Origin of the sequence: Prochlorococcus marinus XMU1405 (genome assembly GCF_017696275.1) — a bacterium.
Lineage (GTDB): Bacteria > Cyanobacteriota > Cyanobacteriia > PCC-6307 > Cyanobiaceae > Prochlorococcus_A > Prochlorococcus_A marinus_AB.
In genome coordinates this window covers 126499-152405 of record NZ_JAAORF010000001.1, presented here as the reverse complement: position 1 = coordinate 152405, position 25907 = coordinate 126499, and the positions used below count along the sequence as shown (strand labels likewise).

Below are 25907 nucleotides of genomic sequence, written 5' to 3'. Positions count from 1 at the left end.
GTTATTACTATTAAGCTCCTAAACAGCAGAAGGATAGGTCTTGGATACCTCAAGATTCTCTATAGGCAATTGAGCCAAACCTCCATCCGGAATTATTCTTTTAATTTGAATTGGGCCATATAAAGAGTTAATTTGTTTAATTTCAATTTTGTTTTCAGATGATAAAAATAACAAGGCCCAAAAAACACCCAAACGATCTTTATCTAAATCATTTTTTTCAACAGTTTGCCATTTCTCAACAAGATATTCAAAATCTGTCCACTGCAATGCTTTTTCCCACCCTTCAATAAATTTACCTAATGCTTTAGTGGTTTCTGGTAGTTTCTCACGATGCGCTAATGATTTCACTTGAGAAATCAAAGCTTTATCTGAATATTTTTTATTTCTTTTTCTCTTCATTAGTAAAAGATCTTGGGTTTCTATAACTTCAGCAATAGACTCTAACTGACTTACCAGTTCTCCCAAAGTTGTTGTACGTTTGAGAATTGGTTGTGCTATTGATCTTCTCCTTAGATATTTTTCAGGATATTTTGGTATATCAAATTCTTGATCAATCCAATCTTGATCATCCAAGTCAAAATCATCTTCAAAATCGGAAGAATTTTCTTTGAAAACATCAGATTCTAAAACTTGAGCCTTTAAATTAACTAGTACTGAAGCCGCAAAAAAAGCCTCACTTGTCTCAGATAAATCCTTATGATAGGAAATTTTGCTATTAGATTTGCTTCCGAAAGATTGTGAATATTGCTCTAAAAAACTATCAATTACACTTATTACATCAATATCCCATGGATCAAGATCACCTTTTCCTGCGGCGTCTTGAAGAAACTTAATCAACAATCTAGGCCCTAATTGTTGTCTATGAATAGGGTTGTAATTAGATATTTTTAAAATAGATAATAACTATTCATAAGATATACCCTTAATTATTTAATGCCAAACAATATTGCATTAATTTTAAAATTATATAGTTGGAGCTTTTAGGGTGTCATTTGTTTTAGTTCCTGAAAAAATATTTGTTTTAACTGCACCTTTAACTGCGGTTAAATCTCGATCGACCAAATTATTGATAGATGCAATGTAACTTTCAGTAACTAATCTAGGGTACAAACCTATTCCTATAATCGGTAAAAGTAAACAAGCAATAATATAAACTTCCCTTGGTTCTGCATCTACAAGTTTTCTTTCTTCGATTAGTTTAGGATTTTCTTTACCAAAGAAAATTTCTCGTAACATTGAAAGTAAATAAATAGGAGTAAGTATTACACCTATAGCAGCTAAAGAGGCCATCACCACCCTAAAAGGAAGTGTGTACACTTCATCAGTAACAAATCCTGTAAATACCATCAATTCGGAAACAAATCCGCTCATACCAGGCAAAGCTAGGGAAGCAAGGGAGCAAGCAGTCCACAGGGCAAACATGATTCTCATTTTTTGTCCTACACCACTCATTTCATCAAGTTTAAGAGTCTTTGTTCTGTCATAGGTGGCACCAACAAGAAAAAATAAACTTGCACCAATTAATCCATGACTAACCATTTGCAGCATAGCTCCACTTGTTCCAAGGCTACTAAAACTCCCTATACCAATAAGAACGAAACCCATATGACTTATCGAACTATATGCAATTTTTCTTTTAAGATTTCTTTGAGCAAAAGAAGTTAATGCAGCATAAATTATATTGACTACCCCCAGAACTATTAATAATGGAGCAAATTGAGCATGGGCAACGGGTAATAATTGTGCATTAAATCTTAAAAGAGCATATCCTCCCATCTTTAATAAAATTCCTGCTAAAAGCATATGAACAGGAGCTGTAGCTTCTCCATGAGCATCTGGAAGCCAAGTATGAAGAGGTACTATTGGTAGTTTCACTCCAAATGCAATTAAAAGCCCGACATAACATAATATTTGGAATTTTTGACTAAAATCCTGAGCTGCCAAGTGAGAAAACTCAAAGTTAGGAATTTCTGAACCATAGAAACCCATTGCTAACGCTGCCAAAAGAATGAAGATAGAACTACCAGCTGTATAAATAATGAATTTTGTTGCTGCATATTGTCGATTTTTGCCACCCCATATAGCTAATAATAAATAAACGGGAATTAACTCAAGTTCCCAAGTTAGAAAGAATAAAAGCATATCTTGTACTGCAAACACAGCGATTTGCCCCCCATCCATAACCAATATCAAAAAGAAAAATAACTTTGGTTTGAACTTGACTGGCCATGCAGCAAGAACTGCTAAAGCAGTTATAAAACTAGTCAATAATATTAACGGCATAGACATTCCATCAGCGCCAACAGACCAAGTAAGACCTAAATCAGGGAGCCAGCTAATATTTTCCTTCAGTTGAACATTTTCATTATTAATATCAAAGCCATTTATATATGAACCTACAGTTATTAAAAAAGTTATTAATGCAATAGACAATGCAAACCACCTCACCTCTTTGCCATCGCCTTTATCTGGGAAAAAAGGTATCACAAATGCACTACCAATTGGGAATAAAATTGAAGCAGATAACCAAGGAAAATTTGACAATCCAGCTCCCAAAGTTCCCAACATTTGTGTCGCAAAATGGGTATAAAAATAAGTACTCAATTTAAAAAGAAATTTATCTTAAATAAAGTCTAGAAATTTTCTGTATTTTTTCACCCCAATGGACAGTGAAGACACACAATTGTAATTAAGATACTTGTGGAGATTGAATACCAAATATAGCAACTAGTAGAATTACTCCTCCAAAAACAATAAGCGCATAAAATTGAGCCCTACCAGTCTCAAAATATTTTAAACCTTCTCCACTACCTAAAGTTACGAGTCCAGTAAGATTTACGACGCCATCAACAACCTTAGAATCAACCTCTAAGACTTCTTTAGCGAGTTTTCTACTACCCTTAACAAAAAGTTTTTCATTAATATCATCTAGATACCATTTATTGGATAAAAACCTGTTGATACTAGGAAACTTTTCGGCAAATAAAACTGATAAATTAATTTTTTTCACAAAATATGCCTGATAAGCAATAATGATTCCAGCTGATGCAATAAGAACTGAAGCTATCGCTAAAGGCAAAAATTCTTTTAATTCGAAAGCTTTTGCAGCAGTCTCTGCTTCTTCAGGATCTAGTAAATTGGCAATTTTGCTATCCCATGGAAGTCCCATAAAACCTATAATTAGAGACGGTACAGCTAGAAATACCAAGGGAAATGTCATTGACCAGGGTGACTCATGAATAGTGCCTTGTTCTTCATGCTGTTCTTCATTTTCTTCATCTTGATTTATTTTAGAGGCCGTTAGAAGCTCTTTTTGCAATTCTTTATTCTCCCCTCTGAAATCTCCTTCAAATGTCAAGAAATAAAGCCTAAACATATAGAAAGCAGTCATACCAGCTGTTATAAGTCCTATAAACCAAAAAGCTGGAAATGATATGAAAGCATTTCCGAGGATTTCGTCTTTACTCCAAAAACCTGCCAATGGGGGAATACCACTAATTGCTACGCAACCTATTAAAAATGTTGTTGATGTATATGGCATTTTTTTTCTTAAACCGCCCATTAATCTCATATCTTGAGCTAAAACAGGCTGATGGCCAACTACTTCTTCCATGGCATGTATTACTGAACCAGATCCCAAAAAGAGCATTGCTTTAAAGCAAGCATGAGTCACTAAATGAAAAATTCCTGCAACTGGTGCTCCACAACCCATTGCAAGCATCATATAACCAAGCTGAGAGACTGTGCTATAAGCTAAACCTTTTTTTAAATCCATTTGGGTCAAAGCTATAGATGCTCCTAAAAAACAAGTGATGGTACCAACTAAAGCAATAATGAACTGAATAGAGGGGAATATTGAATACAAAGGTTGAAGTCTTGCTACAAGAAAAATGCCTGCAGCAACCATTGTTGCAGCATGGATAAGTGCAGAAATAGGTGTCGGGCCTTCCATCGCATCAGGCAACCACACATGAAGAGGAAACTGAGCAGATTTTGCCATTGGCCCTAAAAAAACTAAAAAACAAAGCAATAAAGCAGCCCAAATAGGTATCGAATTATCAGATATTGATCGAGAAATTCCAGTGGCTATTTCATTAAAATCAAAACTATTTGTTGCCCAAAATAGGCCAAGAATTCCTAGTAATAATCCAAAATCTCCCACTCTATTAACAACAAATGCTTTTTGTGCAGCGTGGGCAGCGCCATCCCTGTCATACCAAAAACCAACCAACAAATAAGAACACATTCCAACTAATTCCCAAAAAACATAAATTTCTAATAAATTCGGACTAACTATTAATCCCATCATTGAACTACTAAATAATGCTAAATATGTAAAAAATCTGACATAACCTTTGTCATGCGCCATATAACCATGAGAGTAAATCATCACGAGCAACGTTATAGTCGTTACAAGAGCAAGCATTACACTCCCCAAAGGATCAAGGACAAAACCCATCGGGATTGTAAAATCCCCAGCACTAGCCCATACAAATAATTTTTCTACAGATTGATAACCATTAACTTGTTCAATCAGAGCTTTGTAACTAATTACTGCAGAAATGCCAACAAAAGAGATAAGACCTACAGAAACAATTTCTCTAGAATTATTAATTTTCTTGTTAATACTTATTAGGCCTAAACCAGAAAGAACTGCTCCAATCAGTGGGAAAACAGGAATTAACCAGGCAATTTCTGAAGCTTGAGGCATTTTTTAAAAAACTTATATTTAAGATTTTAAACTGTCAATTGAAAAATTCAGACAAAAATGATGAATTAAATGTTTTAACAGCAATATTTATATATTGATGAGACCACCAAAGTACGCCTATTGCAATTAATATGCCTAATTGAGATAACCTAAAAAATTCTTTAATCTTAAATTCTTGCCTCCCCTCAAGTATTGCCATGAAGGGGATTATGGATGTATTTTTTTTAAAATTTTCAAATTCTTCTCCAAATCTATTTGCTAATCTCTTGTCACCATGCCAGATTGCAAAAAGATGATGCAAAACTAAGCCAATAGAAGTTACTAATGTGAATGATGTACCAATCCATAAAGTATGAGCAAAACACCAAATTATCTGACCAAATGCTTGAGGATGTCTTGTAATTCGCATTATCCCAGTTCCATAGATTCGTACTTTAGGTTTTAAAACCGAAGGAATTTCTAGCAAATTGTAAGTAGCGGGATACAAAAATAAAAAACTTATTGCAGTTAAGAACCAAACGACCATAAAAACAAAATTATTGCCCTGTAAATTCCATAATCTGATTCCGTCATATCTATGAGCCAAAAAATAACTGATCAAGATAATTGCAGATGGCAAACTTAAAAAAACAAAACATAACCGCCATAATCTCGGACCAATAATAGATTCTGCTTTGATTCTCAAAGCAGCTCCCCCACTATGAATTACCGCAAAAATCAAAATCAAAAGTAAGATGATTAGGGAAGTTTTATGAGTCTCCATATATTTAAAATGTTCAAATAATTTTTGTTCTTAACAAGAATGCTCCGAAGCATTAGAATTATAAGAAATTGTAGGCATAATAGATGCCAGAATTACCTTTTACACTCGACCAATTAAGAATATTAAAAGCTATAGCAGCTCAAGGAAGTTTTAAAAAAGCTGCAGATCTCTTATATGTAACCCAACCTGCCGTGAGTTTACAAATACAAAATTTAGAAAAACAACTTGAAATCACAATTTTCGATAGAGGTGGTAGGAAGGCTCTATTGACTGAAGCAGGGAGGCTATTACTTGAATATTGTGAACGGATTTTGAATCAATGCGACGAAGCTTGCAAAGCTATTGAAGATTTAAATAGCTTAAAAGGTGGAACTCTTGTTATTGGAGCGAGCCAAACAACAGGTACCTATTTAATGCCGAGAATGATAGGACTATTCAGACAAAAATACCCTGATGTATCCGTTCAACTTCAAGTTCATAGTACGAGAAGAACTGGTTGGAGTGTCGCCAATGGACAAATTGACTTAGCCATTATTGGCGGACAATTACCTGGAGATTTGGAAAATTTACTACAAGTAATTCCATATGCCACTGATGAATTGGCATTAGTTTTACCATCCAAACATCCACTTTCGACCAAGAAAGAGCTTCTAAAAGAAGACTTATACAAATTAAATTTTGTAACATTAGACTCACAATCTACAACAAGAAAAGTTGTTGACAAACTTCTCCAAGATTCTGGGCTTGATATTCAAAGATTAAAAATTGAGATGGAACTTAACTCTCTTGAAGCAATCAAGAATGCGGTTCAATCAGGTTTAGGAGCTTCCTTTTTGCCTGTTGTTTCTATTGAAAGAGAATTATCGGCTGGAACAATCCACAAAGCATTCATTGCAGACTTAGAGGTTAAAAGAGAACTTAAATTAATTACTAATCCGTCAAGATATTCATCAAGAGCATCAGAAGTATTTAAGAAAAACATTCTTCCACAATTTGCTAGCTTAGAAAGTCCTTTGAGACATATATAATTTTGATCAAAACTGAATTGCTTCTTTGTTAATACCTACCCCGCCGTCTTCGGCTTGTCCATCTCCTTTTATTATAAATTTATTTTCATTTACATCAGTCTGATAAACGCACTTAACTATTGGCTTATCTCTTATAGATCCAATATAAGCAAAAGTATTCATCCTTTGCTTACATTCTCTTACATCTTCATTACTAATTGCGCCCTGTTTTTGTAGTACTGTCCAATTCTCTCTTCTAATCACACACCCTGGCTGAAGAGCTGGTTGCGTTACAAAACTAGTAGATGGATTAAGTGTCGTATACATTTCAACATCAATTACAAAAGCACTAGCTCCCCATTGTCTGCAAAATTCAGGGTCTGGAACAGCCATATCTAATTGTTGTTGACTTGCTATATTTCCCTGCCCGCCATCGGTTGTACTGGTAATAGCGCTCCCGATACCAACTCCTAAAATTAATACTCCAGCAAGTACGGCAATGGTTCCTGTACTAAAGTTGATCTTTTGTTCAGAAGAAGCAGGCAATCTATTGCTTCTTTGACCATATGGATCCATATCCCTTGGATTTGGAGGATAATAACTTCTATTTGAGCCTCTTCTTGGCCTTCTATTTGATGGTGGTCTATTCACAGTACTTCATTGGTCTTTGGTAAACCCATTGAATAATTCATTACTCTACATTCAGGGTTATAGCTAAGCTGACCGTTTTGTAGCAGCAATTTAATTAAACCTTCAATTTCTGATCCTATTTTTCGAAGTTCATAATCATCTAAATCCCTTCCTGCTCTCTCTTTTATTAATTCATTGAATTTTTCATTTATTTTATTTAGAGAATCTTCGTTCCAAATAAATTCGTTATCGGGATCTAAATCAAGAGTTAGTTTATTGGGATGAAACTTTAATTCTTCATTTACCACTTCGGCAGTGAAAATTCTTACATGCCTAGTAGTCGATTTTAAAAGCATTTTTTCCATAATTTTACGAAATAATCAACGAAAAAAACTATTATGTTCTAACTTTAATGTAGCTTATTAGTAAGTGTTAATTTATTTCTTGATTTTATAATGCGTGTTGTAATTGCTGGTGCTGGTTTAGCAGGTCTATCTTGTGCAAAATATTTAGTCGATAATGGGCACATCCCGATTGTACTTGAAGCCAGAGATGTTTTAGGTGGGAAAGTTGCTGCATGGAAAGACGAAGATGGAGATTGGTATGAAACTGGATTACACATCTTTTTTGGAGCTTACCCAAATATGTTGCAACTTTTTAAGGAACTAGATATTGAAGACAGACTCCAATGGAAAAGTCATTCAATGATTTTTAATCAGCCATCAGAGCCTGGAACTTACAGTAGATTCGACTTTCCCGATATACCTGCTCCTATTAATGGTGTATCAGCGATACTAAGCAATAATGATATGCTTTCATGGAATGAAAAGATTTTGTTTGGATTAGGTTTAGTGCCTGCAATGTTGAGAGGCCAAAAGTACCTAGATAAATGTGATACAAAATCATGGACAGATTGGCTAAAAGAACACAATATCCCCGAAAGAGTTAATGATGAAGTTTTTATAGCGATGAGTAAGGCTCTTAATTTTATTGGACCGGATGAAATATCATCTACAGTTTTATTAACAGCATTAAACAGATTTCTACAAGAAAAAAATGGTTCTAAAATGGCATTCCTTGACGGAGCTCCTCCAGAAAGACTATGCCAGCCAATGGTTGATTATATTACTGCTCGTGGTGGCGAAGTTCACATGAATAGTCCATTAAGGCAAATTAACCTTAATGAGGACAGCACTGTTAAAAGTTTTACTATTGCCTCTTTAGAAAAAAACGAAAAGAAAGAGCTAACGGCTGATGCTTATGTTAGTGCAATGCCAGTAGATCTCTTCAAATTAATGATCCCTAAACAATGGAAAGGATTAGATGCATTTTCTAAATTAGATGGTTTAAATGGTGTTCCAGTCATTAATATCCATTTATGGTTTGACAAAAAATTAACAGATATTGATCATTTATTATTCAGCCGATCACCTCTCCTCAGTGTTTATGCAGATATGAGTATCACCTGCAAGGAATATGAAGATCCAAATAGATCAATGCTTGAATTGGTTTTTGCACCAGCAAAAGATTGGATAAATAGGAGTGATCAGGATATTGTTGATGCAACTATGGAGGAACTCAAAAAATTATTCCCAACGCATTTTATGGGAGACAATAAAACAAACTTACGAAAATATAGAGTAGTCAAAACTCCAAGATCTGTTTATAAGGCAGTCCCTGGATGCCAAGAGTTCAGACCTAGTCAAAAATCCCCTATAAAAAACTTCTTTTTAGCAGGTGATTATACTATGCAAAAATATTTAGCATCTATGGAAGGTGCTGTTTTAAGTGGTAAATTATGCGCGGAATCAATTAATAAGGAGCATTCCAAAACTCCTCAAACTGTTTCTTAATGAGATTTACATTCCAGTAATTTAAAAATTCATCTAAAAACTTTTTGAAAAATTCATTTTCTCAACTAGATCAAGCATACGAGATATGCCGAAAAGAAACCCAAAAATGGGCTAAAACCTTTTACTTGGGAACTCTTCTACTACCTGTAGAAAAAAGAAAAGCCATTTGGGCTATTTATGTTTGGTGTAGAAGAACAGATGAAATTATGGATAGCTTAGAAGCTTCAACTAAATCGCAAGATGAGCTTTCAGATAATTTAGATGCGTGGGAAGAAAACACAAAAAATATTTTTAAAGGAAATATTAAATCTGAACTTGATTCAGTTCTACTAGATACCATCGAAAAATATCCACAAAGTATTCAACCTTATCTAGACATGATAGAAGGTCAGAGGATGGATCTTAATAAATTCAGATATAAGGATTTTGATGAATTACAACTCTATTGTTATAGAGTCGCAGGTACTGTTGGTTTAATGACTCAGAATGTAATGGGCATTGATAGCGCTTATACATCCGCACCATGGAGTGCCAAGCCAGACCCCTCAGAAGCAGCTATAGCTTTAGGAATAGCCAATCAATTAACCAACATTTTGAGAGATGTAGGGGAAGACAGAGGAAGGGGTAGAATTTACCTCCCACAAGAAGATATTGAAAAATTTAATTATTCTGAAGAAAAGCTTTTAAAAGGCGAAATAAATAATCAATGGAAAGAACTGATGAAGTTTCAATTAAGTAGGGCTCGAGATTGGTTCCAAAAGTCTGAAGATGGGATCAAATGGCTATCTTCTGACGCTAGATGGCCTGTTTGGACATCTTTACGTCTTTATAGAGGCATATTAGATTCAATTGAAAGATTAGACTATGATGTGTTTAACAATAGAGCCTTTGTAAAAAATTCAGTTAAAGCTTTTGAGTTACCAATATCTTTTTTAATTTCCCGAATTAAATAACTAAGCAGGTGTTTTCTGATTAGCTAACAAATCTTTTAGTTTCGATAGTTCCCCAGCCCATCTTGGATCAGGTGCTTCGAGATTAGGGGCATCGCTATGGACAATTTTCTTAAAATCTTTCCTCTTCTTATTTTTGTTAAAGTTTCCACTATTTTTTTTGTTTGAAGAAGAATCCTTCTTTTCTGATAACTCTACTCTTAACTTAGAACCATTAAATTCAAAACCATTTAATTTTTGAATCAGTAGATTAGCATTCTCTTCACTATTTGTTGTCGCGAAACCAAACCCTCTACATTCTTTAGTTTCCTTATCTAAAACTGCTTTAAATCTAACCGAATCAGAAATAGATTTTAAAAGCTTATCAAATTCTTTTGGATTAAATCCTTGTGGTAAGTTGCCAATGTAAATGCGAATACTCATAAATTTTTAAAAATGATTTTGAAGTCTGAACTTCTAAACAAAACTAAGCTATGTGTATTTAATCACATTTTGGCGCATTTTGTTCAATCCATTGCTTTGCTTTATAAATAGCTTCATCAAAATTATGCAATCTATTAAATGCAAACTCCTTTGAAAGATACTGTAAAAGCTCTCCCAAGATAGGCCCATCCTTTATTTTTAAATTTTTTTTAATTACATTACCGTTAAGAAGATTTGAGGGATGAAATAATTTGTCTTCCTTGTCACGCCACCTTTTTAGCCAATCGGAATGCAAATTTTGAGGTAAATAAAAAATAAATAATGGAAGAAACATTTCTAACTCTTGATGTAATTTAAATCTATCAAATTCACTTAACTCAGCGATATTTTTGGTCTTCAAAAAAAAATGCCATTTTCTCAATAACTTTGTTTTTGCAATTTCATCTTTACTAAATTTAAGTTTCTCTAGAGATACAACATCCAAAAGTTGGTTAATAAAAAACAACGGTAAAAATTTCTCTTTTTCTTTTTGATTAAGTTCTGCATAATTAATTTTCTTTAAATCCAAAAAAAAAGAATCTTTATATGAATTCTCAGAGCCTAGTATATTCAATTGTTTTACCAAACTTACCGCATGAAGAGCATTTGACCCATTTACTATTTTTTGGATTTCATAGTTAATCCTCTCTTTAGCAACAAGATATAGTTTTCCTTTATTTTTTTTTATAAATGTAATTAAATTTAGATCAATTTCAAAATTCAATTCTGAAACGAATCGAAAACATCTTAATATTCTTAAAGGATCATGCAGTAAATTTATTTCTGAATGCATTCTAAGCATAGAAAGCTCTAAATCTTTAAGGCCATTTAAGGGATCATACAAACACTTCTTATCCAAGAAAAAAGCAATTGAGTTAATTGAAAAATCTCTAGCACTCAAATCTCCCTCGATCGTGGGTGAAACCTGATTAGCTATATCAATATTAATTTGATGAAGAATAATTCTTACAACTTCTCTTTTTTTATCTAAAATTATAAATTTGGAATTAATGTTATTCGCAATATTTTTCCCAATTTCAATTGCATTTGAAGGCACCACAATATCAACATCTACCTCCTTACTTACCCTCCCCAAAATAATGTCCCTTATGTATCCCCCAACCAAATATGATCCTTTAGGTAAAAAAGGTAAAATAAAATTCCAATTATGAAATTTTATTCTTGTTTCTAATTCATCGATTATTAGTGTATGATCAATGAGAATATTTCTTTTCATTTTATTTATTAATTATGTGCATTTGCATCAACTGTAAATGGGTTGATAGATGTATCACTTATCATGATGTTGAGAATAATCATGATGTTGATAATATTTGTGATGTACCTGATTTTAAACCAAAAAGACCATACATTCATGTCTCTATAGTTAAAGTAAATAATGGTGATTACAAAACTGATTGGGATGTTCAGTCTTGTGAAAGTTTTGTAAATGAATTTGGTAAATGGTCTAAATGTAATCCAGATATGGAATTGCCTGTTTGAAGGTAATAAATGACAAATAGTTTCAAACAAAGAGGAAATTACCCTGCATTAGTGATCCTTAGCACAGATAATTCATTTGGCTTTGGATATAGAAAAAACAAAAACCATAAATCTGATGAATTATTTCTAAAAAAATTTGATAATGACTTATGTAATAACTTAATTAATGATTTTAACAATTTTATTTCTAAAGAAAATCTACAAAACGTTAATAAGATATCTGTCAGCATAGGGCCAGCAAATTTTAATGCTTCTAGACTTATTGTCGTTTTAGCAAGAACTATCTCACAACAAATAAATTGTCATTTAGACAGTTTTAGTTCATTTGAAATAATGGCAAAAAGAATTGCATTGAAAAATAATATTTTTACAAACCAAAAATCATACTGGATTTACAAAAAATTAAAACGAAGGGGATTTATTGCAGGTAAATATGAGATTTGCAATAACCAGCAAAGGAATGAAGGTCTAGGAATTCGAGAAATAGTTTCACCAAAAGTTATTAAAGAATTAGATTCTAAAGAACTTTTTTTTGAGGCACATTATGACGATAAAAAAGATTTAACAGAATTATTAGATTTATCAAATAAAAATTTATTAGATGATATTGAAAATTCATGGCAAAGAGTTCTGCCCCTTTACCCTATTTCTCCATTTAACTGATTATTTATCCAATCAAATTATTAATATTATCTTGAAGGTTCATTGTTACGATATTCAGATGATCTTTTGATGAGCTTTGTGGAGGTTTTATAGGTTTGCCCACTTTGATAATTATTTTTGAAAAAAAAGGTATACAGAATTTAAATTTTATTAGTTTATTTGAATTAACTATTGCAACGGGTAATAGTAATTTTTGATTTTTAAAAGCTAATAATGCAGCGCCTTGTTTTGGTCTATTAACTCGCCCATTTTTTTGACGAGTTCCATCAATAAAAATTCCAATAGAGTTGTTATTTATTAATTTTTCACATGCTATTTTAATAGTATTTTTATCAGCAATTCCCCTCTTCACAGGATATGCTCCACAAGCCTTTATAATAAAGCCAAGAACAGGTATTTTGAAAAGCTCTGCCTTTGCCATAAAAGATATATTTCGTTCAAGAGCGTGACCTAACAAAGGAGGGTCGAGTAAAGAACCATGATTAGAAACCATTATAAAAGAATCTTTTTGAGGTATATTTTCTCTACCTATTAAATGGCCTTTAAATACAAATTTGTAAATAGGAAATACAAAAAGTTTGCTGACTAATTGATATATTAATTTTTGAAAAATATAGTTTTTCATAAGAATTAATAAGTTAATTTATCTGAAGATGAAACTTGAGAAATTTTTATATCCTTCAGATGTCTTTTTCCTAAACCGCTAAGTACATTTGACGGGCCAATTTCAACAATATGCAGATTACTATCTTTTGCCATTAAATCCATAGTTTCTCGCCATCTCACTCCATTACACATTTGATTTTCCAATCTAATTTTTAGCTCATTTGGATCGCTGCAAAGTGTAGGATCATAATTACTTATGACGGGAAATAAAGGATTTTGAAATTTAATCTGTTTTAAATATTCAGAAAATTTTATTGAAGGCTCCTTCATTAATGGTGAATGAAAAGCACCTGAAACATTTAATTTTAAGAATCTTTTACAAGTAATTTCTTTCGATAAATTATCTAATGCTTCATTAGAGCCGGACAAGACAACTTGGGACGAGCTATTATCATTAGCAATTACAATATCGTCAATTTTTTTTACTAATAACTCAAGTTGATTTCTGTCAAAACCAATTACTGCTGCCATAGATCCTTTCCCAGCACTTACCATTAATTCAGATCTCACTTTTATTAGAGATACACAATCTTCGAATGAAAAAACTTCTGCGCAGTACAGAGCAGTAATTTCTCCTAGACTATGCCCAGCAACATAATTTGGTTTCATACCTTTATCTTTTAGGGCATCTAATAAAATTGATTCGATTAAAAAAAGACAAATTTGTGTATTTCTTGTGTTATTTAAATCATAAAGAGAATTAGATGGTTCAGAATTTAACTCACAAATTTCAAATAAATTCCGCTCAAATATCTCAGAAGCATAACTAAACCTCTCCTCTGTATTTGACAAATTTTGAACTTGTTTTGCCATACCTATTTTTTGCGAACCCTGTCCAGGGAATACCCATGCAACTGTCATAATTTTCCTATTTAGTTTTTAAACCCATTTAATGAGGGCTGCACCCCAACTTAGGCCAGCACCAAAACCACTTGTAGCAATAATATCATTTTGTTTAATTCTATTGTTTCTAATAGCCTCATCCATCATTAGCGGAATTGTTGCTGCTGAAGTATTACCATATTTTTCTAAATTGCTAAGAATTTTTTCTTTAGGAATTTTTAACCTATCTCCTACAGAATCCAAAATTCTTTTATTAGCTTGATGCAATACAAGCCAATCAACTTCATCAGAACTATATTTCATTTTTCTAAACAACTTTTCAAGAATGATTGGAACTTCTCTAACTGCAAATTTATAAACTTCCTGACCATTCATTTGAATTGGCGAAAAACCTCCACTTAAAAAATTAACGTTATCAATTATTGAATCCATATTATTTTTTGATGGAAGATTAAGAAAAGAACCCCTTTCCCCATCAGTTCTCATGTCAAAACCAATAAAACTATCAAATTCATTGGTGGCTTCAATTGCTAATGCACCTGCACCATCTCCAAATAAAATGCAACTTCTTCTATCATTCCAATCAACAAAACTTGATAGTTGATCTGCTCCTATAACTATAGCCCTTCTAAAACTACCCCCTTTTAAAAATTGTGAGGCTGTTATTAAGGCGAATAAAAAACCACTACATGCTGCAGTTAAATCAAAAGCTACAGCATTATGGGCTCCTAACTTGGCTTGAATAGAGGGCGCCGAACCAAACAAATCATTTGGAGTAGAAGTAGCTAAAACAATCAAATCAATAGTTTTAATATCCCAATCAGCCATTTCAATCGCAGATAGTGCAGCCTCATAACCCATTTCAGTCACACCATCTTCAGAGCTAGAAATTCTTCTCTCAGAAATGCCAGTCCTAGACTTTATCCATTCATCATTTGTATCTACCTTTTGACTAATTTTTTGATTGGTTAGTATTTGATCGGGTACATAACTGCCACTCCCTTTAAATGAGACTCCAATTTGGTTAAACTTTATTCCTTCCAAAAGAATTTTTTAGTTACTTATATAAGTCAAACATAAATTTGTCGCAATATGTTTTATGAATTTAAAACTTGAAGCTTTTGAAGTTGATTTAAATTTTCCATCACATTATGATTCACTGCCGAGTGAGCCAAACGAAGAGCGCTTACTACCGATAAGGACTTACTGCTACCGTGACCGATCACGCAAATACCATTGACTCCGAGTAATAAGGCACCACCATGCTCGGCATGATCTAACCTTTTTTTAATTCTGAGTAAATTACTTCTTAAAAAAGCTGAACCAACTTTACCCCGTCTTCCTCTTGGAAGCTCAGCTCTCAAAATATCTAATAAAACGCCTCCCACAGACTCAAGAAATTTTAATAATATATTTCCAGTAAACCCGTCACACACTACTACGTCAAAATTACCTGATAAAACATCACGACCTTCACAATTTCCCTTAAAATCAAAACTTTTTTCATTAGATAGTAATTCAAATGTTTTTAAGGATAAATCATTACCTTTACATTCCTCTTCGCCTATATTTAAGAGACCAATTCTTGGTTTTTTTACTTGCAAAACATCTTTTGCATAAATATTACCTAGAAGAGCAAACTGATGCAGATAAGAGGGTTTACAATCGGTATTTGCGCCAACATCTAAGACTAAGACAGGACGAGTTTGATCCCTTGTAGGAAATAATGCACCTATTGCAGGTCTATCAATCCCTTTCAACCTACCAATTCTAAATATGGCAGAAGCCATCATTGCACCAGAATTGCCAGCTGAATAAACAGCTTGAGCTTTATTATTTCTTACTAAATCCATCGCAACATTTATAGTTGCATTTTTCCTTTTTCTAACCGCAGTAGCCTCTTCATTCATTCCTATAGGATCTCCACTATCAATTAATTCGAGACGATTATTTTCTATTTCTTTTTCAACTAATTCTGCTAAATCATTTTTTTCTGCAGCATTTTTGACTTTTTCAATTTTGCCAACAAACTTTATATTTATTGGAAATCTGCTAATTGCTTCAAGGCAACCTTCTAATATTGGCCCAGGCGCATAATCTCCACCCATTCCATCAACTGCAATCCAAATCCTTTTAGATTGAGATTCTTCTTCCTTATCTAAAACATTATCGTTGTTTTGCAATCTTTTAAATGGATCAAAAACTAATGGCTGTAATTTATTTTTAGCTATTGAACTAGCATTTGAAACAACACTACTAGCGGTATTAACAACAGATTCAGCGCTTGAGACTACATTACCCGCAACATTACCTGCAACATTACTGGCAACATTACTAGCTGTACTTACGACAGACCCAGCACCTGAAACTACATTACCCGCGACGTTACTAGCTGTAACTGCAGAACTAGTAGCAGTATCTACTATTGAAGTTACAGCCGAGTTTCTTTTATACCAAATTACTAATCTTCTAATAGCTCTGGGCTTGTTAATTTTATGTACAGTTTCTTTGCCCATTTACTTACCATCAAAAGGTGTAATATCAACAATCCTTTGAAAAAGATATCCTGTGCCCCTTGCTGTTAATATCAATTCAGGATTTGCCGGATCAGCCTCTAATTTCGATCTTAATCGAGATATGTGAACATCAACTACTCTAGTATCTACATGTCTCTCGGGTGTGTATCCCCAAACTTCTTTTAAAATCTCTCCTCTACTAAATGGCTCTCCTGACCTACTTACCAAAAGTTCTAAGAGACTAAATTCCATTCCAGTCAATCTAATTCTCTCATCACTTTTAAAGACTTGTCTTCGATTTGTATCAATTTTTATATCAGTAACCAAAATTAATCCTGAATTAGGCATTCCAGGAATTTGTTCTTTATCAATTCTTCTTAGAACGCACCTAATTCTAGCTTCTAATTCCTTTGGACTAAATGGTTTCACGACATAATCATCAGCCCCTAATTCTAAGCCTGTTATCCTATCTGCTACATCTCCTAATGCAGTTAACATGACAATTGGTACATCAGAGTCTTTCCTTAATTCCTGACAAACTCCATAACCGTCTAACTTTGGCATCATGACGTCGAGTACGACTAAATCAGGCTCATAATCTTTAAATAACTTTAGTGCTTCTTTACCATCACATGCAGTGACAACTTTGTAGCCAATCATGGAGAGACGCGTCTCCAGAATTCTTCTGATACTTGCCTCGTCATCTGCGACAAGGATTGTTTCTTTAGTTTGACTAGATAGAGCCATTTGTTTCTATTAGCTAATCAGTAAGAGAATTAATTATTAGTCTAATCTAACTTGTAGAGGGGCAATATCCCAAACATTCTAGTTCCATTACTTTATTAAAAAAACTAAATGTCTAGCAAATTGTCAACTTTTATTTGTCAAAACTGTGGGACTAAAACTTCTCAATACTTTGGGAAATGCCTAAATTGCAACTCATGGAACTCTATTATAGAAGAAATTAAAAGCAAGAGATCTAAATATCAAGAAATAGCAAATAATAAAAAATCTATACCGTTTAATGAAATTTCATCAAAAAAAATATCAAGATTTACAAGTGGTTTTAGGGAATTTGATCGAGTTCTCGGAGGTGGAATAGTACCTGGATCTGTTGTTTTACTTGGAGGAGAACCAGGTATAGGTAAAAGCACAATAGTTCTTCAATCAGCAGGAAAAATATCTCTCAATGAGAAAGTTTTATACATAACTGCAGAAGAATCTTTAGAACAAGTAAAAATTAGATGGGAAAGATTAAATCAAAACAGTATTGATTTAAAAATTTTTGCAGAAACTAATTTATCCCTAATAATTGAGGAGATCAAACAGGTAAATCCAAGTTTCGCAATTATTGATAGTATTCAAGCTATCCATAATCATGAGATGGAAAGTTCGCCAGGATCTGTTTCTCAAGTTAGAGCATGCTCATCTGAATTGCAAAATCTCGCCAAAGACAAAAATATTGCGCTTTTAATAATTGGTCATGTAACCAAAGATGGTGTTTTAGCTGGTCCTAAAACTCTAGAGCATTTAGTTGATACAGTAATAAACTTTGAAGGAGATAATATCTCCTCACATAGATTACTGAGAAGTATAAAAAATCGATTTGGATCAACTTTTGAAATTGGAATTTTTGAAATGCGTGAAGAGGGCTTAAGAGAGATAAAAAACCCAAGTTCAATTTTTACAAATAAAGAAAATATTGCAGGTGTAACAACTACGATTACAAATGAAGGCACTCGACCATTAGCAGTTGATATACAAGCACTTGTAAATAAAACTTTCTACAGTAACCCAAGACGTACTACAACTGGAATAAACATAAATAGATTACATCAAATTCTAGCTGTTATTGAAAAACACGTAGGGATAAAATTATCTGAATTTGATTGTTATATAGCTACTGGTGGGGGTTTTGAGATTAATGATCCATCATCTGACTTAGGTGTAGCAATATCAATTTTATCAAGTTTGAAAAATATCCCTCCTTTGGCAAGTAGCTCATTTATTGGAGAATTGGGTTTGAGCGGTCAGGTTAGAAAATCAAATAACCTTCGAGCAAAGATAGAAGAAGCTGTAAGACTGGGGATAAAAAATATAGTAGTGCCAAAACTTGAGGAGGACCTAAATAATAATTTTCAAAATTTAATAAATATCAAAGAAATATCAAATATTAAAGAAGCAGTTGACTATTCCTTATCAGATTAAAAAATTAGAGATACATATCGATTGAACTTCTTCCGGAGTTTTTCAACCAATTCTCAATATCTAGATAACCACCTGGATATAGTCTCACTGCTTTAGACCAGACTTCAGCAGCCTTATCAAACCAAATGTCTCTTTGATCTAAATCACCATTTTGCTCAGCATATCTTCCCCTTTTTTCATAAATCAAACCTATATTTTTAAGGCATGATGGCTGTTTAGGATTTTCTACTAATGCTTTTTCATAAGTTTCAATAGACAGATCCTCTTCACCATTACTCATATATATTATTGCCATATTTTTTAAAGTCTCACCCCTATCAATTTTATTTTCTTCAAGTAGTAAACTCTCTTTGTAATATTCTAATGCTTCTGAATAATCTCCATTATTTTGTGCTGCTAGGCCATCTCTGTAATAGATATATGCTTTTTTTTCTTTCTCTGCAATAGGCATTATTTTTACTATAGATTCAGCAATTACAGTAAAAGCTTTATCGATAAAATTGTCTCTATTTTGATTACTTGGCACCGCTCTAAAACTAATAAAATTAATATAGTAATTTAAAAAATAACTATTTAAAAAGTATATTACATTTATTATTATAGTTAAAAAAAAGGTTAAGCATTAGAATTTGATTCAACAGTGAAAAATATGGAAAGCATTCAATTAAACATTACAGGAATGAAGTGCGGAGGTTGTGTTAGTACTGTTGAAAAAATATTAAATAATTCTGATGGTATTGAAAATGTTTCTGTTAACTTACTAACTGAAAGTGCATATTTTGAAATTACCCAGAAACATATAGAAATAGAAACAGTTCTCAAAAATCTTAAAGAGAATGGATTCCCATCAAAGATTTACACAAATGATTTTTCAAAAAAAATAAATAAGGCAGAATTAGAAAAAAAAAAGAAGTGGAATAATCAATGGAAAAAACTAACTTTTGCTTTATTACTTTTATTATTTTCAGGTTTAGGTCATTTAGCAGAAGGAAGATATATAAATTTTCCAATATTAGGTAATATATTTTTTCACGCTTCATTAGCAACATCGGCTCTATTATTCCCTGGCAGAGGAATAATTATTAATGGATTTAAATCATTTTTTAAGAACCGTCCGGATATGGATTCCTTAGTAGCTCTTGGAGTGATGAGCGCATATTCAACGAGTCTTCTATCCTTAATATTTCCTGCCACTGGTTTTCCTTGTTTTTTTAATGAACCAGTTATGTTATTAGGCTTTATATTAATTGGGCGTTTCTTAGAGGAAAGAGCAAGATACCAAACTGGTTCATCTATTGGAGAGTTATTAGATCTTCAACCTGAAATGGCAAATATCTACACAGAAGATAATCAAATAAAATTAATAAGAGTAAATACTTTAAGACCTAATCAAGAGATTCAAGTTTTAGCAGGAGATAGAGTACCTGCTGACTGCGTTGTTACCCAAGGTAATTCATATGTTGATGTTTCACATATTACTGGAGAATCCAAACCTATCGAGGTAAAAGGAGGTGACAATCTATCTTGTGGGTCTTTAAATCTTAATTCAACTCTAAGACTTAAAGTACAAAAGGTCGGAGGCGATTCTTCTCTTGCAAAACTAGTAAATCTTATAGAGTCTGTAAACGCTAGGAAACCTCGCATTCAAAGAATTGCTGATGAAATTGCAGGCAAATTCACTTACTTTGTACTTTTTTTTGCTACTCTAACTTTCTTCTTTTGGTGGCAGGGAGCAAGAAACATTTGGCCAGATTTATTAAGTCATAATCATAATTTCATCACTCAATCAAGCCACACACTTCATAGTTCGCTTGGTAGTAATGCTGAGAATTTCCTTAGCTTAGCCATTCAATTGTCAATTGCTGTTTTAGTAATAGCTTGTCCTTGTGCATTAGGTTTAGCCACCCCAACTGTAATCACTGTCGCATCAGGTAAAGCAGCAAAAAAAGGGGTTTTATTTAAAGGCGGGGATAAAATAGAGATGGCTTCAAAAATTAATCACATTATTTTTGACAAGACAGGTACTTTAACAAAAGGTAAACCTTTCATTGTTGATTATAAAAATAATGATGATCATTCATTTTTATTAAGAATAGCTGCCAGTTTAGAAAAGGAAAGCAGGCATCCAATCGCAGATGCCTTAATGCAAGAGGCAAAAAAACAAAATTTAAGTTTATTTCCAATAAAAAAAATTTTCACTCATTCAGGTCGAGGTATTTCTGGAGAACTAGAGTCAATTGATGGACTTATTAATATTGGAAATATTGAATGGCTACTAAGTAAAGGAATAATTATTGATAGTGAGGCAAAAAAAGTAATTGAAAATGAAGAGACAAAAACGTACACTATCGTTGGTGTAAGTATCAAAGATAAGTTATTAGGCTTTATCTTTCTAGGGGATTTACTCAGAGATGATTCAATTAAAACTGTTCAAAATTTAAGAGAAAACAAATTTAAAATTAATATTTTAAGTGGAGATAGAAAACAAACAGTTTTAGCTTTAGCAAAAAAAATTGGTTGTAAAGAATCAGAAGTAAAATGGGATCTTCTTCCTGACATGAAGCTAAATACTATAGAAAGTTTAAAAATTAACAGTAAGGTAGCAATGATTGGTGATGGTATTAATGATGTCCCAGCCTTAGCATCCTCAGACTTAGGAATTGCTGTGGGATCAGGGACTCAAATAGCCAAGTCAAATGCAGATGTAGTATTGATGGGAGATCAACTAAATGGATTACCCTACGCCTTTAATCTTGCAAAAAAAACTATAAGAAAAATAAAACAAAATCTAATATGGGCTTTTGGTTACAACTTACTAGCTATACCTTTAGCCGCTGGCATTTTATTCCCTAAATACGGTATTCTTCTTACTCCCTCAATTGCAGCATTATTGATGGCTATTAGCTCTATTACAGTTGTAATTAATGCTTTATCTTTGGATTAAATGAAAGGAAAATTTATCGTTATTGAGGGTATTGATGGATGTGGTAAAACTACTCAAATAGATGAACTGTCTAAATGGCTACCTAATAGTGGTCTAATTAAGAAGGGGTCCAAATTAATCACAACTAGAGAGCCGGGAGGCAGTCTTTTAGGAAAAAAACTTAGAGGACTGATTCTTGATAATAATAAAAATAACAAGCCTTCATCTCTCGCGGAATTATTGCTTTATTCAGCAGATAGAGCTGAACACGTTTCCAAAATTATTTCACCTGCTTTAAATAAAAATGATTGGGTGATAAGTGATAGATTTTCAGATTCCACCCTGGCTTATCAAGGTTATGGAAGAAATATAAATTTAGAAATAATTAAAAATATTGAATCTATTGTATGTCAGGGAGAATCTCCTGACCTCACTTTCTTCCTAGAAATTTCTCCAGAAGAGAGCATGTTCCGAAGAAAAAATCAAATTCCAGACAGAATAGAATCAGAAGGTATTAGATTTTTAGAAAAAGTAAATGAAGGCTTCAAACTAATTGCCAAACAAAAAAACTGGAAAGTAATATCTGCTTCACAAAATATTAAAACTATTTCTAATCAAATTAAAGAGACTTTGCTAAACAATTTTTCTAATAACAGATGATTGAGGTTAAAAAAAATAATTTTTTCTTGAATGAAGAAGTTAATACTTGTCTTAACAACATAATAAAAAACAAATTATTTGCTAATGGTTATATATTTTATGGGCCTGAAGGTGTAGGAAAAAAGCAAACTGCTCTTCAATTTATAAAAGAGATTTTCAAACAGTCACCAAGCGAAAATGTTGAAGACAGCATTACAAACAATAACCATCCTGATTTTTTAACTATTGAACCTGATTCTTTTTTGGCAACAAAAAGTTCAGGAAGTTCCGATCATGAGAAAACGTTAAAAAGTGGATCTGAGATTATTAAAATTGCTCAAATACGTAATATCAAAACTTTTCTTAGTCAAAAATCAATAAACTCAGAAAAAAAAATTGTTTTAATTATTGATGCACACCTCTTAAACGAAGCAGCCTCAAATTGCCTTTTAAAAACACTAGAAGAGCCTAGTAACGGCATTTTTATTTTGCTGACATCTAAATTGAACCTTCTCTTAGATACGATCATCTCAAGATGTCAAATCATCAGATTTCGATCTTTTTCTGGTAAACAAATAGAATCTATTTTGAAAGAATATTTAGATACTTCTAAATTAAATAGAAGTACAAAAATAAAATTTGAAGATTTGATAAACTCTGCAAATGGATCTCCAAAACAATTATTGAAAAATATTGAAATTTGGAATGAATTTTCAGATGAAATTATGAGTAAATTGGATTCTCCAATTAAAAATAGTCTGGAAATATTAGAAATATCTAAATCAATATCTGAAAAATTAGAAATTTTTCAACAGATTTTTTTAGTAAATTTAATTCAAACAATTTGGTGGAGAAAAACAAAAAATATAGGTTTAGTTAAAAAGCTTGAAAAATTAAAATACCTCTTAAGAAAAAACATTCAACCAAGGTTGGCTTGGGAAATTACTTTTTTAAAAATTTCTATGGAAGTTATAAAAAATTAATCTACTGCAGAATTTATCAAGTTAGGATTTCTTGCTTGAATAAACTCTTGCCTAGCAGTTTCCACTTGAGAACCAATAGGTAACTCAAGGCAATATCCAGCACCGTATACAGTTTTTATATAAATAGGTTTACGTGGATCGGGTTCAAGTTTAGTACGTAAGTGTCTAATATGAACTCTTATTGTCTCAATATCATCATCAGGTTCATATCCCCATACTTCTTTAAGAATTAATGCTGGCGATACAGTTTGACCATGCCTTTGCAAAAGACAATGAAGGAGTTCAAATTCAAGATGTGTTAATCTAACAGGAGATTCAAACCATATAGCTTCAAATCTTTCAGGAACAAGGGTTAAAGGGCCATAATTTAATATTTCTTGCTGATTACTTGAATTTAATTGCGCTCTGCTAGTTCTTCTTAATAAAGCTTTTATGCGTACATGTAATTCTTCTAAATCGAATGGTTTAGTAATATAGTCATCTGCTCCAGAATTAAAGCCAGTAACTTTATCTTTAAGACCGCCTAAAGCAGTTATCATTAAAATTGGTATATTTGATGTCCTTTCATCTCTTCTTAATCGCTGGCATAAAGTTAATCCATCAACACTTGGTAGCATTAAATCTAAAAGTATTAAATCTGGTGAATATTGAAGAGCTAACGCTTGACCTTTAATTCCATCTTCAGCTTTTTGGACATCGAACCCAGAATGTTCTAAATGCCTAGACACCAAATCACGCATATCACGATCGTCTTCAATTAGAAGGATTGAAATTTTCATATTTATCAACTATTAAATTAAAATTAAGTTTTCGTATTACGATTCTCTCAAGAATTTATAAAGATTGCTGAATTAGTGTAAACAATTTTATCAATTAGATTTACTAAATAACTTTGTAATAACAATGGATTAGAAAGAAATCGCAAATTTTTATAAAGTCGAAATTTTAGAATTTCTTTCGATTCTATTTACTTTTTCTTAATAATTAAAGAATTTCAGAAACAAATAATGGTTAAATTTGAAAGAAAAACTAATCCAGATTGCCATTTAAATTATATAAAAATTAAGTTAAATGATGTTTTTAGTTGTCAAATAGGAATTAACTTAGTTTAATTTCTCCAGAATGTTTAAACCAATAATTTTGTCTATATTAAAAACTTAAGTATTTATGATTTATGAAAAAGAAGCCAATTATCTATTCTGATTTATCAAAAAAACAACTAGAAAGTCTTAAAGAACTTTACATTAAAAAAAAAGTTGAATCGATGAGTCATCAAGAACTTAAACAATATGTACTAGAAATTATTTCTCATCAAATAAACGATACTATTGGCAAAGAAGAAGAAATGGAGGCATGGAGAGAAATATCAGATTTTTTTGGAGAAGAATTTGAAATAATTATCTCACAAATACAAACAAAATTCATTGACGATAAAAACGTAATTGAACCAGAAATAGATTCTCAGAAACAAAGAATAGAATTACTTGAAAGGAATAATTTCGATCAAGAGAAAAAGGATATGTGGGATGACTAGAATTGCCTGATTAGTGCAGTAATTCAAACGATACAAACAAAAATATGTATTAATTAATTAATTAATTAAAAAAAATAAAACAATCAAAGAACTTTTTTTTCCTAATGTGAAGATTTTATTAAATGTTCTAATTACTGTTCTTAAAAAAACAATTTTTTAATTTTAATTTGGTTGTTTGTGATATATAATTTAAATATTATTAATGTTCTATATACTGTTATTAAAAATAAATTAAATTTACTTGATTATATCTTCTGCGAACCACTATTTGACAAAAAGAATTCAAAGAAATAAAAAAGTCACCTTTTTAGGGTGACTTTGGATAACTTTTTGAATTTTATAAACTCCCCGGGCGGGACTTAATTAATAAATCAGATGCCTTGATATGCCTACATGTGCCTAGTTATGCCGAGAACTAATTGATGCATAGCGAACATTTAGCGAACAAATTAATATTGTTATAAAGGAAATTGAGGAATAATGAAGAAAATTTATTTTTTAAGTTCTTTCTTTTTATTTTTAAGCCCTTCTGTAAATTCAACCCCTGAAGTTATAACTGAATATGATGAAAAATATTCAGAGGTTATTGAATTAATCATGGAAAAAAACAAAGTTGATATAGAAAATAGAGGTTTATATCAATTTTCTTTTTTAAAATTTAAAAACAATTGTGAAGCTGAAGTGAAGTTAATTCACTATTCTCCATTAATAGAAGTTTTTAAAGTAAATGTTTGCAAAAAAACTTCAGTAGTATCAAAAGCAGAAAAATGAAAAAGTTTCTAATTTCAGGAATAGTTGATGAATTATGATGTGTGTTTTTCTCGGTTTACTTTTAATTACAATCAAAAAAATAAACTCTAAGATCTCTTTGCTTGTTTATTCCGAATTAAAAAACTCCCTGGGCGGTCGCAGAGTTGGAATATAAACAGTAGAAATGGGAAGTTTTATGAACTTTTTTTGAAAATTTAGGGGAATTTTGCGCACATTGAACACACATTTTTTTGTGTTAGCAACCCCTGAAATTCAAGCTATAAAATCCTTATCTATCCTAAA

Annotated in this window: 26 protein-coding genes; 11 read left to right on the top strand and 15 right to left on the bottom strand. The window is 32.1% G+C overall.

The genetic code is table 11. The annotated features are described in order from the left end of the window. Positions 1 to 18: 18 nt before the first annotated feature. From HA148_RS00810 to HA148_RS00795, 4 genes are all read right to left on the bottom strand, one after another. On the bottom strand, positions 19 to 840 hold the full coding sequence (locus tag HA148_RS00810; protein ID WP_209129363.1) for a segregation/condensation protein A: 822 nt from the start codon (positions 838 to 840) through the stop codon (positions 19 to 21). A gap of 123 nt (positions 841 to 963) precedes the next feature. Continuing rightward, on the bottom strand, positions 964 to 2568 hold the full coding sequence (locus HA148_RS00805; protein WP_209129361.1) for an NAD(P)H-quinone oxidoreductase subunit 4: 1605 nt from the start codon (positions 2566 to 2568) through the stop codon (positions 964 to 966). A 121-nt stretch (positions 2569 to 2689) separates the two neighbouring features. Then, complete coding sequence (locus HA148_RS00800; RefSeq protein ID WP_209129359.1) at positions 2690 to 4711, bottom strand: NAD(P)H-quinone oxidoreductase subunit 5; 2022 nt, start codon at positions 4709 to 4711, stop codon at positions 2690 to 2692. 34 nt (positions 4712 to 4745) lie between these two features. Next, entirely contained in the window at positions 4746 to 5474 is a 729-nt protein-coding gene (locus tag HA148_RS00795) for an NnrU family protein (protein ID WP_209129357.1), read from the bottom strand. Between the two features lie 83 nt (positions 5475 to 5557). Here HA148_RS00795 and HA148_RS00790 point away from each other — a divergent pair, with 83 nt between their 5' ends. Further along, complete coding sequence (locus HA148_RS00790; RefSeq protein WP_025931306.1) at positions 5558 to 6502, top strand: LysR family transcriptional regulator; 945 nt, start codon at positions 5558 to 5560, stop codon at positions 6500 to 6502. 6 nt (positions 6503 to 6508) lie between these two features. Here HA148_RS00790 and HA148_RS00785 read toward each other — a convergent pair whose 3' ends face one another. Continuing rightward, positions 6509 to 7132: a DUF3172 domain-containing protein gene (locus HA148_RS00785; protein WP_077141896.1), complete on the bottom strand. Its 624-nt coding sequence runs from the start codon at positions 7130 to 7132 to the stop codon at positions 6509 to 6511. Then, on the bottom strand, positions 7129 to 7476 hold the full coding sequence (gene ndhM / locus HA148_RS00780; RefSeq protein ID WP_209129355.1) for an NAD(P)H-quinone oxidoreductase subunit M: 348 nt from the start codon (positions 7474 to 7476) through the stop codon (positions 7129 to 7131). Before ndhM ends, HA148_RS00785 begins: the two co-directional genes overlap by 4 nt. A gap of 90 nt (positions 7477 to 7566) precedes the next feature. Here ndhM and pds point away from each other — a divergent pair, with 90 nt between their 5' ends. After that, positions 7567 to 8964, top strand: a complete 1398-nt coding sequence (gene pds, locus HA148_RS00775) for a 15-cis-phytoene desaturase (protein WP_209129353.1) — start codon at positions 7567 to 7569, stop codon at positions 8962 to 8964. A 44-nt stretch (positions 8965 to 9008) separates the two neighbouring features. Continuing rightward, entirely contained in the window at positions 9009 to 9917 is a 909-nt protein-coding gene (locus HA148_RS00770; RefSeq protein WP_209129351.1) for a phytoene synthase, read from the top strand. Here the strand turns inward: HA148_RS00770 and HA148_RS00765 are convergent, their stop codons facing one another. Together HA148_RS00765 and HA148_RS00760 are read right to left on the bottom strand one after the other, a co-directional pair. Continuing rightward, positions 9918 to 10337 carry an RNA recognition motif domain-containing protein gene (locus HA148_RS00765; protein ID WP_209129349.1) on the bottom strand — a complete coding sequence of 140 codons (420 nt, stop codon included), beginning with the start codon at positions 10335 to 10337 and terminating at the stop codon, positions 9918 to 9920. It lies immediately after the preceding gene. A 58-nt stretch (positions 10338 to 10395) separates the two neighbouring features. Then, positions 10396 to 11613 (bottom strand): CCA tRNA nucleotidyltransferase, encoded by a 1218-nt coding sequence (locus tag HA148_RS00760; protein ID WP_209129347.1) that lies wholly within the window; start codon positions 11611 to 11613, stop codon positions 10396 to 10398. 14 nt (positions 11614 to 11627) lie between these two features. Between HA148_RS00760 and HA148_RS00755 the strand changes: the two genes are divergently transcribed. Continuing rightward, positions 11628 to 11879 carry a Ycf34 family protein gene (locus HA148_RS00755; RefSeq protein ID WP_209129345.1) on the top strand — a complete coding sequence of 84 codons (252 nt, stop codon included), beginning with the start codon at positions 11628 to 11630 and terminating at the stop codon, positions 11877 to 11879. 9 nt (positions 11880 to 11888) lie between these two features. After that, positions 11889 to 12542: a molecular chaperone gene (locus tag HA148_RS00750; protein ID WP_209129343.1), complete on the top strand. Its 654-nt coding sequence runs from the start codon at positions 11889 to 11891 to the stop codon at positions 12540 to 12542. Between the two features lie 4 nt (positions 12543 to 12546). Here the strand turns inward: HA148_RS00750 and HA148_RS00745 are convergent, their stop codons facing one another. From HA148_RS00745 to rpaB, 5 genes are read right to left on the bottom strand one after another with little or no spacing between them, the layout of a single operon-like run. Next, positions 12547 to 13167: a lysophospholipid acyltransferase family protein gene (locus tag HA148_RS00745; protein ID WP_209129341.1), complete on the bottom strand. Its 621-nt coding sequence runs from the start codon at positions 13165 to 13167 to the stop codon at positions 12547 to 12549. Between the two features lie 5 nt (positions 13168 to 13172). Beyond that, positions 13173 to 14069: an ACP S-malonyltransferase gene (gene fabD / locus HA148_RS00740; RefSeq protein WP_209129339.1), complete on the bottom strand. Its 897-nt coding sequence runs from the start codon at positions 14067 to 14069 to the stop codon at positions 13173 to 13175. Positions 14070 to 14087: 18 nt separating this feature from the next. Then, the gene (locus tag HA148_RS00735; RefSeq protein WP_209129337.1) at positions 14088 to 15095 is read right to left on the bottom strand and encodes a beta-ketoacyl-ACP synthase III; all 1008 of its coding nucleotides are present in this window, start codon (positions 15093 to 15095) and stop codon (positions 14088 to 14090) included. 53 nt (positions 15096 to 15148) lie between these two features. Next, positions 15149 to 16567: a phosphate acyltransferase PlsX gene (gene plsX / locus HA148_RS00730; RefSeq protein ID WP_209129335.1), complete on the bottom strand. Its 1419-nt coding sequence runs from the start codon at positions 16565 to 16567 to the stop codon at positions 15149 to 15151. After that, the gene (gene rpaB, locus HA148_RS00725; protein ID WP_209129333.1) at positions 16568 to 17314 is read right to left on the bottom strand and encodes a response regulator transcription factor RpaB; all 747 of its coding nucleotides are present in this window, start codon (positions 17312 to 17314) and stop codon (positions 16568 to 16570) included. Between the two features lie 108 nt (positions 17315 to 17422). Between rpaB and radA the strand changes: the two genes are divergently transcribed. After that, positions 17423 to 18775 (top strand): DNA repair protein RadA, encoded by a 1353-nt coding sequence (radA, locus tag HA148_RS00720; protein ID WP_209129330.1) that lies wholly within the window; start codon positions 17423 to 17425, stop codon positions 18773 to 18775. 4 nt (positions 18776 to 18779) lie between these two features. On the opposite strand, the gene HA148_RS00715 is transcribed toward radA, so the two are convergent. Further along, entirely contained in the window at positions 18780 to 19301 is a 522-nt protein-coding gene (locus tag HA148_RS00715) for a photosystem I assembly protein Ycf3 (RefSeq protein ID WP_002805833.1), read from the bottom strand. 123 nt (positions 19302 to 19424) lie between these two features. On the opposite strand from HA148_RS00715, the gene HA148_RS00710 reads away from it, so the two are divergent. From HA148_RS00710 to HA148_RS00700, 3 genes are read left to right on the top strand one after another with little or no spacing between them, the layout of a single operon-like run. After that, the gene (locus HA148_RS00710) at positions 19425 to 21719 is read left to right on the top strand and encodes a heavy metal translocating P-type ATPase (protein WP_209129328.1); all 2295 of its coding nucleotides are present in this window, start codon (positions 19425 to 19427) and stop codon (positions 21717 to 21719) included. Then, positions 21720 to 22358 (top strand): dTMP kinase, encoded by a 639-nt coding sequence (gene tmk, locus HA148_RS00705; protein WP_209129326.1) that lies wholly within the window; start codon positions 21720 to 21722, stop codon positions 22356 to 22358. Then, entirely contained in the window at positions 22355 to 23320 is a 966-nt protein-coding gene (locus tag HA148_RS00700; RefSeq protein ID WP_209129324.1) for a DNA polymerase III subunit delta', read from the top strand. Before tmk ends, HA148_RS00700 begins: the two co-directional genes overlap by 4 nt. Here the strand turns inward: HA148_RS00700 and HA148_RS00695 are convergent. Beyond that, positions 23317 to 24099: a response regulator transcription factor gene (locus tag HA148_RS00695; protein WP_209129322.1), complete on the bottom strand. Its 783-nt coding sequence runs from the start codon at positions 24097 to 24099 to the stop codon at positions 23317 to 23319. The genes HA148_RS00700 and HA148_RS00695 overlap by 4 nt on opposite strands. Before the next feature lie 395 nt (positions 24100 to 24494). Here HA148_RS00695 and HA148_RS00690 point away from each other — a divergent pair, with 395 nt between their 5' ends. Both HA148_RS00690 and HA148_RS00685 read left to right on the top strand, forming a co-directional pair. Beyond that, on the top strand, positions 24495 to 24854 hold the full coding sequence (locus HA148_RS00690) for a DUF7326 family protein (RefSeq protein WP_209129320.1): 360 nt from the start codon (positions 24495 to 24497) through the stop codon (positions 24852 to 24854). Between the two features lie 480 nt (positions 24855 to 25334). After that, a complete protein-coding gene (locus HA148_RS00685) occupies positions 25335 to 25625 on the top strand; it encodes a hypothetical protein (protein ID WP_209129318.1) in 291 nt (96 codons plus the stop codon). Positions 25626 to 25907: the final 282 nt, after the last annotated feature.